This is a genomic window from Vibrio sp. 1249-1, from assembly GCF_033340495.1.
Window position 1 is genome coordinate 1 of the sequence record NZ_JAWOWJ010000219.1, and the last position, 935, is coordinate 935.

At 45.8% G+C, this 935-nt stretch carries 1 protein-coding gene; it reads left to right on the top strand.

What is annotated here, in order from left to right; all coding sequences use genetic code 11:
- The coding region (locus R7Z50_RS25355) for a histidine kinase dimerization/phospho-acceptor domain-containing protein (RefSeq protein WP_411979514.1) at positions 1-935 on the top strand (935 nt) is incomplete at both ends.

A 935-nucleotide genomic window follows, 5' to 3' on the forward strand; every position in this document is an offset into this window, starting at 1 on the left:
TCGCTATCTAGAATCGGTGAACAACGTTATTGAAGCGGCAGACACTTATTTGATTGACCAATGGGGCACGACTATTGCAGCAAGTAACTGGCGTAAAAAGCGCTCTTTTATTGGACGCAACTTTGCTTTTAGACCTTACTTTAAACAAGCCATCAGCGGTGAAAGCAGCCAATATTACGCTCTGGGCTCAACATCCGGCCAACGTGGCTATTACTACTCATATCCAATAATTTATGCTGGCGGCGTGTTGGGAATCGTGGTCGTAAAAATGGACTTGAGTAAAATTGAAGATAACTGGCAACAACCTGACAGCGTGTTCGTCGCCAGCGACCCTCACAATATTGTCTTTATGAGCAGCCGGCAGGATTGGCTATTCAAAAGCCTACAACCGTTAAGTGATGCAGATAAAAAGCAAGTTTGGACGAGTAGACAATATCTCGACACACCGATTACGACATTGGGCTTTGTCGGCAACTTGAATGCGCCAAATTCTGAACTGAAACAAGGCTCCCCCTACAATAAAGGGACACTGGTTGTCTCTTCACTGCCTTTACCTGAGTTAAAGCTAACGATTCGTGTGCTTTCGCCAAAACAATCCATCGTTTGGGTTACGATGGGCTATATCGTTGTGCTTACGTTGGCCTTTACGGTTTTGTTCTTGATTGGCCAGTTGATTTATCACCGCCAACAACGTCATTTGCAGTTAGAACGAATCCAACAAGAAGCGAATCAGAAGTTAGAATTTCAAGTCATGGCACGAACAGCAGAGTTGCAGGCTGAAATTGCGCAGCGAACCGAAACGGAGCAAACACTGCGTTTGACCCAAGATGAGTGGATTCAAGCGGCTAAGCTGGCAGTTCTCGGTCAAATGTCAGCGAGCATCAGCCATGAGCTGAATAATCCGTTGGCAGCCATTCGTAGCTTTGCTGAGAATG